The 6708-nt window shown below is 65.7% G+C and carries 7 protein-coding genes; all 7 read right to left on the bottom strand.

Features of this window, described 5'->3' with window-relative positions; translation table 11 throughout:
- Positions 1 to 70: 70 nt before the first annotated feature.
- Positions 71 to 856 (bottom strand): SDR family NAD(P)-dependent oxidoreductase, encoded by a 786-nt coding sequence (locus tag ACODS4_RS26155; protein ID WP_488868597.1) that lies wholly within the window; start codon positions 854 to 856, stop codon positions 71 to 73.
- A complete protein-coding gene (locus ACODS4_RS26150; protein ID WP_488868596.1) occupies positions 856 to 1611 on the bottom strand; it encodes an ABC transporter ATP-binding protein in 756 nt (251 codons plus the stop codon). The genes ACODS4_RS26155 and ACODS4_RS26150 overlap by 1 nt, the downstream gene beginning before the upstream one ends.
- A gap of 24 nt (positions 1612 to 1635) precedes the next feature.
- Positions 1636 to 2379 (bottom strand): ABC transporter ATP-binding protein, encoded by a 744-nt coding sequence (locus tag ACODS4_RS26145; protein ID WP_488868595.1) that lies wholly within the window; start codon positions 2377 to 2379, stop codon positions 1636 to 1638.
- Positions 2376 to 3407 (bottom strand): branched-chain amino acid ABC transporter permease, encoded by a 1032-nt coding sequence (locus tag ACODS4_RS26140; protein ID WP_488868594.1) that lies wholly within the window; start codon positions 3405 to 3407, stop codon positions 2376 to 2378. The genes ACODS4_RS26145 and ACODS4_RS26140 overlap by 4 nt, the downstream gene beginning before the upstream one ends.
- Positions 3404 to 4279: a branched-chain amino acid ABC transporter permease gene (locus tag ACODS4_RS26135; RefSeq protein WP_488868593.1), complete on the bottom strand. Its 876-nt coding sequence runs from the start codon at positions 4277 to 4279 to the stop codon at positions 3404 to 3406. Before ACODS4_RS26135 ends, ACODS4_RS26140 begins: the two co-directional genes overlap by 4 nt.
- A 366-nt stretch (positions 4280 to 4645) precedes the next feature.
- Positions 4646 to 5782 carry an ABC transporter substrate-binding protein gene (locus ACODS4_RS26130; RefSeq protein ID WP_488868592.1) on the bottom strand — a complete coding sequence of 379 codons (1137 nt, stop codon included), beginning with the start codon at positions 5780 to 5782 and terminating at the stop codon, positions 4646 to 4648.
- A gap of 71 nt (positions 5783 to 5853) precedes the next feature.
- Positions 5854 to 6699 (bottom strand): shikimate dehydrogenase family protein, encoded by an 846-nt coding sequence (locus ACODS4_RS26125; RefSeq protein ID WP_488868591.1) that lies wholly within the window; start codon positions 6697 to 6699, stop codon positions 5854 to 5856.
- Between the last annotated feature and the right edge of the window lie 9 nt (positions 6700 to 6708).

The raw sequence follows: 6708 nt of genomic DNA, 5'->3' as shown, positions 1-6708 counted from the left end.
TTGCGCTGGACTGACATTTTGACATTGCGCCTACACATCAAAAAACTCATAATTTTCATTATGGAAAATATTAAAGTCCGACGATGGAGATTCCGCCATTCGGGCTGACCACCTGTCCGGTCATCATCGCCGCTTCCGGTCCGGCCAGCCACGCCACGGCGAAGGCCACCTCGTCCGCCCGCGCGATGCGGCCCAGCGGGAATTGCGCGGCGCGGCGGGCGACTTCGTCGGCACCCAGGCTGTCAAGGGTCAGCGGGGTTTCGACCAGGCCGGGGGCCACCGTGTTGACGGTGATGGTCCAGGGGGCGAACTCCACCGCCCAAGCCCGCGTCAACCCATGCAGCGCCGCTTTCGCGCCGGTGTAGTGGCTGGCCCCGGCGCTGCCGGACATGGCGAAGTTGGAGGAAATGTTGATGATGCGGCCAAAGCGCCGCTCCTTCATCCCCGGAACCACCGCCTGGGTGAAAAAGAAGGCGCCCTTCACATGGGTGCCGAACATGCGGTCGAAGGCCGCCTCGTCGATGTCGGCGATGGGCAGCGCCTTGCCGCTGACCCCGGCGTTGTTGACCAGAATGTCGATGCGGCCAAAGGCGCGTTCGGCGTCGGCCACCGCGCGGCGGGCGTTGCCGACCGATTGATTGTCGGCGATCAACGGCAACACCACGCCGCCCTCGGCGACGATGCGCTCTTGCGCCTGTTCCAGGGCCAGACCGCTGACGTCGGTGATCGCCACCCGCGCCCCGCGCGCGGCCATCAGGCGGGCGTGCTCCAACCCCATGCCCGACGCGCCGCCCGTGACCAGCGCGACCAGCCCGTCGAGATCCTTGCGCCGTCCCGCCGCCGGATTCATCGTCATCACGCCGCCTCGCTCTTTTCGGTCAGCGAGCCGCCCAGGAACAATTGACCGACGCGCGGATCGGCCAGAATCGCCGGAGCGGCGTCGAACATGCGGGTCTGGCCCAACTCCAGCACCAGCCCGTAATCGGACATGGCCAGCGCCGAACGGGCGTTCTGCTCGATCATCAGCACCGACACGCCCTTGTCGCGCTGTTCCAGCAGGATTTGAAAGGTTTCGGCCACCATCATCGGCGACAGGCCGATGGACGGCTCGTCGATCAAAATCAGCTTCGGGTCGAGCAGCAGGCCGCGCACAATCTCCAATTGCTTTTGCTGGCCGCCCGACAGGGTGGAGGCCTGCTGGTCGGCCTTTTTGCGCAGAATGGGGAAGCGGTCGAGCGCCGCCTCGATCCGCGCGGGCAGATCGGTGAGGCCGCGCCCGGCGGCGACCGTTCCCAGCTCGATGTTGTGGCGCACCGACAGTTCGGGGAAGATGTTGCGGCCCTGCGGAATGTAGCAGATCCCGGCCTCCAGCAAATCGCGCGGCGGGCGGTTGGTGACGTCGCGCCCGTCAAAGGTGACGCTGCCCTCGCGCGCGTTCAGCAGACCGAAGATGGTCTTGAAGACGGTGGATTTCCCCGCCCCGTTCGGCCCGATCACCGTGGTGATGGAGCCGCGCGGCACGGAAAAGCTGGTTCCGTTGAGGATCGTCATCTTGCCGTATCCGGCGACGACGTTGGACAAGGTCAGGATGGGTTGGGCGGGAGCGGTCATGGCTTTGGGTTCCCTGTTCTGCGATCAATGGCCGAGATAGGCGTCGATGACCTCGGGGTTGGCGCGGACGGCGGCGGGCGCGCCCTCCGCCAAGACCTTGCCTTCGGCCATCACGACGACGCGCGAACACAGACTCATGACGAAATCCATGTTGTGTTCGATCACCACGAAGGTCGCGCCCAGCTCGCGGTTGATCGCCCGCAACCGCTCCTTCAAATTCTCCAGCATGGTCAGATTGACCCCGCCCGCCGGTTCGTCGAGCAGCACCAGACGCGGCCCCGCCATGAAGGCCATCGCCGCGTCCAACAGCTTTTGCTGGCCATAGGACAGGCCGCCCGCCTTCTGTTCGGCCAGATGGTCCAGCTTAAAAAAGGCGATCATCCGGTCGGCCTCCGCCGTCAACCCGGCGTCGCGCGGGCCGAACAGGCGTTTCAGCATCGTGCCCTTGTGCTCCTGCCCGGCCAGGATCAGGTTTTCCCGAACCGACAGGTTGGGAAACACCTGCAAAAGCTGGAAGGTGCGCGACACGCCCAGCCGGTTGAGCTGCGACGGATAGAGGCCGGTGATCGGTTTGCCGTCCAACCGCACCTCCCCCTCCGTCGGGGTGAGTTGACCGAGGATGCAGTTGAACAGGGTGGATTTGCCGCAGCCGTTCGGGCCGATCAGACCGAGGATTTCGCCCTCGTTGACGTGGAAGGACACGCCGTCCACCGCCTTCACCCCGCCGAAATGCTTCTTGATGCCGGTGACGTCCAGAACGCGGGTCATGACGCGGCTCCCTGTTCCTTGGGGTTGGTTTCGGCGCTGTTGGCCAGCGTCGGGCGGGCGGCGGCGCGGATGGCGGCGGCTTTGCGTTGGGATTGGTGGTCGCGCCAGCGGTCGATCAAGCCCAGCAGGCCGGTCGGGCTGACCATCACCAGAACCAGAACCACGGCGGCGTAAATGATGAGGTACCAGCCGCCGGTCGCCCGCAGCAGCTCCGGCAGCATGTAGGAGAAAAACGCCCCGACGAACGGCCCGAAGAAGGATCCCGCCCCGCCCGCCACCACCGTCAGCAGCAGCACGAAGGAGGCCGACAGCGCGAAGGGGGACGGGTCGATGAACTCCACCAGCGGCGCGTACAGCGCCCCCGCCGCCCCGCCAAAGGCCGACCCGATGGCGAAGGCCAACAGGGTGTAGGCGCGGATGTCGACGCCCAGGCTGGCGGCGCGCGTCCCATTTTCGCGGATCGCCTGGAAGGCGCGACCCCAGGGCGAATGCAGCAGCCACCACATCACCAGCGTCAGCGCCAGCGTGACCGCCAGAACCACCCGGTAAAAGGCCAACCCGCCGCCCAGATCAACCCCGAACAGCGTCGGGCGCGGGATGTTGGCCAAGCCGAAGACGCCGCCGGTCAGCCATTGCTCGTTCCGGGCGATCAGAAAGACGACGACGGAAAAGGCCAGCGTGACGAAGGCCAGATAATGATGCTTCACCCGCAGCGCCGGAAAACCAAGGACGATCCCAACCAGAAAGGACAGGCCCGTCGAGACCAGAAAGGCGGCGGGCAGCGGCCACCCGGCCTTGACCGTCAAAATCGCCGTGGCGTAGGCGCCGATGCCGAGAAAGGCCCCTTGCGCCAGCGAGGTCAGCCCGGCGTAGCCCAGTGTCAAATTGAGGCCCATCGCGGCGATCGACATCACCAGCCACAGCGAGACGACGTAAAGACCGTAGCTTTTCAAACTGGCGGGCGCGAACCACAGAATCGGGAAAGCGATCAGGATGATGAGCAGGTTGGCGTTCAGCTTGCGGCTCATACCGTGCGCTCCTCTTTGCGACCCAGCAGACCTTCGGGTTTGACCAGGATGACGATGACCAGAACCACCAACGGCACGGCGGCGCGGTAGGCGCTGGAGACGTAGGCGGCGGCCAGATTGTCGATCAGCCCGATCAGGAAGCCGCCCGCCAGCGCGCCCCGGATTTGGTTGAAACCGCCGACGATGGCGGCGATGAAGGCGGCCAGCCCGATGGTTTCGCCGTTGGAGAATTTCGCCAGATAGACCGGCGAGATGAGGTAGGAGGCGATCAACGCCAGCGCGGCGTTGATGAGAAAGGTCAACAGGATCATCCGCTCCACCGGCACGCCCAGAATGCGGGCGACGGTGGGATTTTGCGCGGTCGCCTGCATGGTGCGCCCGGTGCGGGTGCGGGTGATGAAGGCTTGCAAGCCCAGGATGGCGGCGACGGCGACGACGAAGATGGCGATGTCGCGCGCCGACACGGCGGCCCCCAGAAACGACACGGAACCCTCCGGGACCAGCGAGGGGAAATGCTGCGCCTCCGCCGAAAAGCCGTTCTTGGCGGCTTCCTTGATGAGCACCGACAGCGCCATGGTGGCGATGGCCAGCGGCAAGACGCCATGGCGTTGCATCGGTTCGACCAGAAAGCGTTTGAAGCCGAAGCCGAACAGCAGAATGAAGGCCGCGCTGCCGACGATGAAGGCCAGCCACATCGGCAGACCGAGATGGGCGGCGGTCAGCACCAGAATGGCGGGCAGCATGACGAACTCGCCCTGCGCGAAATTGATGGTCTGGGAGGTCTGCCAGACCAGGGTGAAGCCGATGGCGGCCAGCGCGTAAATCGCGCCCGTCGCCAACCCGGCGACGATGAGCTGAAGGAACTGGTCCATGTCAGCCTCCGTGAATTTTTGAAAGAATGGTCGCGGGGCGCAGGCTGGGTGAAGGAGGATTGGGGCGGCGGCGGACCGCGCGCCCTCCCCTATTCCGCCGCCGCGCGGCAGGCCCCTTCCCTTTGCCGCTCCGCTACCGGATTTCACACATCGCCCAATCAGCCAAGCGGTCGGAGATGGACGACTTCGACCGTCATCCCCGCGCAGGCGGGGATCCAGAGTTTGCCAGACGAACCCTATGGATAAGTCTGGATTCCCGCCTTCGCGGGAATGACGGAGGAAAGTTTTTTTCTTCCAACGAGTTGCCTAAGCCTAAGCTAAGATGTGTGAACGCCGCAGCCCAAAACGGGAGAGGGCGATTCTGGCTTACGGGTTAATCATCGGCAGGGTGGTTTTGACCACCGGCTTGCCGTTGGTGATTTCGACCAGGAAGCTTTCGCGGTCCACGTCGCCGGTCGCCGTCCATTTGGTGTCGATCAAAATGCCCGGCTCCTGCGCCACGTCGATGCGCGCGCCATGCAGGGCCTTGGCGAAGGCCTCGCGGTCGAACTTGCCGATCCGTTCGGTGATCGCCTTGACCGTGTAAACGGCGGTGTAGCCCTTGATGCCGTTGTGGTCGGAGGTGAAACCGTATTTGTCCATGTATTTCTTGCCGAACTCGGCGAAGCTCGGCTTGGGCGCGTCCACCAGCAGACCGACATGGCCCTTGACGCCGTTCGCCGCGTCGCCCGCCAACTCGATCACCTTGGCCCCCAGCAGGGTGGTTTCGCCGATGATCGGCTTGGCGATGCCCTGCTGACGCGCGGCGCGCAGGAAGCGGGCGCTTTCCTCCTCGTTCAGATAGACGAAAACGGCGTCGGCGTTGGCGTTTTTCACCTTGATGGCGTCGGCGGCGAAATCGGCCTGCCCGGATTCCGTCGCGATGTCGGCGGCGATCTGGATGCCGCGCTTTTGCAGCTCCGGGATCATCGCGTCGCGGCCGCCCTTGCCGAAGTCATTGTTGATCCACACCACGGCGACCGACTTGGCCTTGACCTCGTCGCGCAGATAATTGGCCAGCTTCGGCATCGAATCGGCTTGGTTCAGCGAGGTGCGGAAGATGTAGTTGTTGCCCTGGCGGGTGAAGGCCGCCGCCTCGCCGCCGACGATCTGCGGCACGGCGGCGCGCTGGGTGATCTGCATCGACGCGCTGATCGGGCCGGAGAAGATCGGCCCCAGAACGACATAGGCGTCCTCGTCCACCGCGCGCTGCACGGCGGCGCGGGTGGCGCCGGGGTTGGTCTGGCTGTCGTAATGAACAAGCTCAATCTTTTGCCCGAGGATGCCGCCCTTGGCGTTGATCTCGGCGACGGCCAGATCGGAGCCGTTCTTCCAGTTGGTTCCGGCGGGCGCGCCCGGCCCCGACAGCTCGATCACGTCGATCAGCTTCACGGTGTCGGCCAGCGCCGATCCGGCGAAGGCGGCGGTCAAGGCGAAGGCGGCGGTCACAGTTTTGAAAAGCATCTCTGGGTCCTCCCTTTTGGTTTTTGGTCGCGTGCTTGTTTGAACAACGTCCCTGATAAGCGGGCGGCGCGTCAGTCGGGGATGGCCCCCAGAACCAACGCCGGATCGGCCTCCACCCCGAAAAAGCGCAGCAGAGGAGCGATCTGGTGGTCGAGCATCAGGCGGCCCGGCTGCGTCGGGTGGCCCAGAGCCTGGGCGGCGCGCAGCAACGGCGTGACCGGCGGCTTCATGATGGCGTCGGCCACCAGCGCGCCGGGGGGCAAAAGCGCCGGGTCGAAGGGCAACGGATCCTCCGCTTTCAACCCGCAGGGGGAGGCGTTGACCGCCAGACCGCAGCCCTCGGGCGGACGGCCCGGCTCCGTTCTCGTCAACGCGATGGTCGGGTGGAGCGCGGACAGGCGGTTCAGGCAGGCGTCGGCGCGGGCGGGATCCAGATCGGTCAACGCCAGGGCGGAGATCCCAGCCTCGCACAGCGCCGCCGCGATGGCCGATCCGGCCCCGCCGCCGCCGACCAGCCAAACCCGCCGTCCGGCTGGCTCGAACCCACGGGCGCGCAAGCCTTCGACGAAGCCGAGTCCGTCGACGATGTCGGCGGTCAGCGACCCGTCGGCCTCGACCCGCAGCAGATTGGCGGCTCCGGCGGCCATGGCCCGGTCGCTGGCGCGGTCGGCCAGGGCCAGCGCGTCCGGCTTGTGCGGGATCGTCACCGACAGCCCGGCGAGATTCCGAACCCGCCGCAGCCCGTCCAACGCCGCGCCCAAGTCGCCCGGCGCAATGTCCAGCGTCAGCCACGCCGCGTTCATCCCCAGCGCGGCGAAAACCGGCGGCATGATGCGGGGCATGCGGATCTGCGCCACCGGATGGCCGATGGTGAAGAACAGCCGCGTCGATCCGTCAAACTCCAATCCGTCGCGCATCGTCGCCTC

The sequence above is a fragment of the Azospirillum sp. FG154 genome, assembly GCF_057809575.1.
Note: the sequence above shows the minus strand (reverse complement) of the source record. Positions and strands in the feature narration are given on the sequence as shown.

Coding starts and splice junctions, on each gene's coding strand:
- ACODS4_RS26155 (WP_488868597.1), bottom strand. CDS start 856: ATGACGATGAATCCGGCGGCGGGACGGCGCAAGGATCTCGACGGGCTG.
- ACODS4_RS26150 (WP_488868596.1), bottom strand. CDS start 1,611: ATGACCGCTCCCGCCCAACCCATCCTGACCTTGTCCAACGTCGTCGCC.
- ACODS4_RS26145 (WP_488868595.1), bottom strand. CDS start 2,379: ATGACCCGCGTTCTGGACGTCACCGGCATCAAGAAGCATTTCGGCGGG.
- ACODS4_RS26140 (WP_488868594.1), bottom strand. CDS start 3,407: ATGAGCCGCAAGCTGAACGCCAACCTGCTCATCATCCTGATCGCTTTC.
- ACODS4_RS26135 (WP_488868593.1), bottom strand. CDS start 4,279: ATGGACCAGTTCCTTCAGCTCATCGTCGCCGGGTTGGCGACGGGCGCG.
- ACODS4_RS26130 (WP_488868592.1), bottom strand. CDS start 5,782: ATGCTTTTCAAAACTGTGACCGCCGCCTTCGCCTTGACCGCCGCCTTC.
- ACODS4_RS26125 (WP_488868591.1), bottom strand. CDS start 6,699: ATGCGCGACGGATTGGAGTTTGACGGATCGACGCGGCTGTTCTTCACC.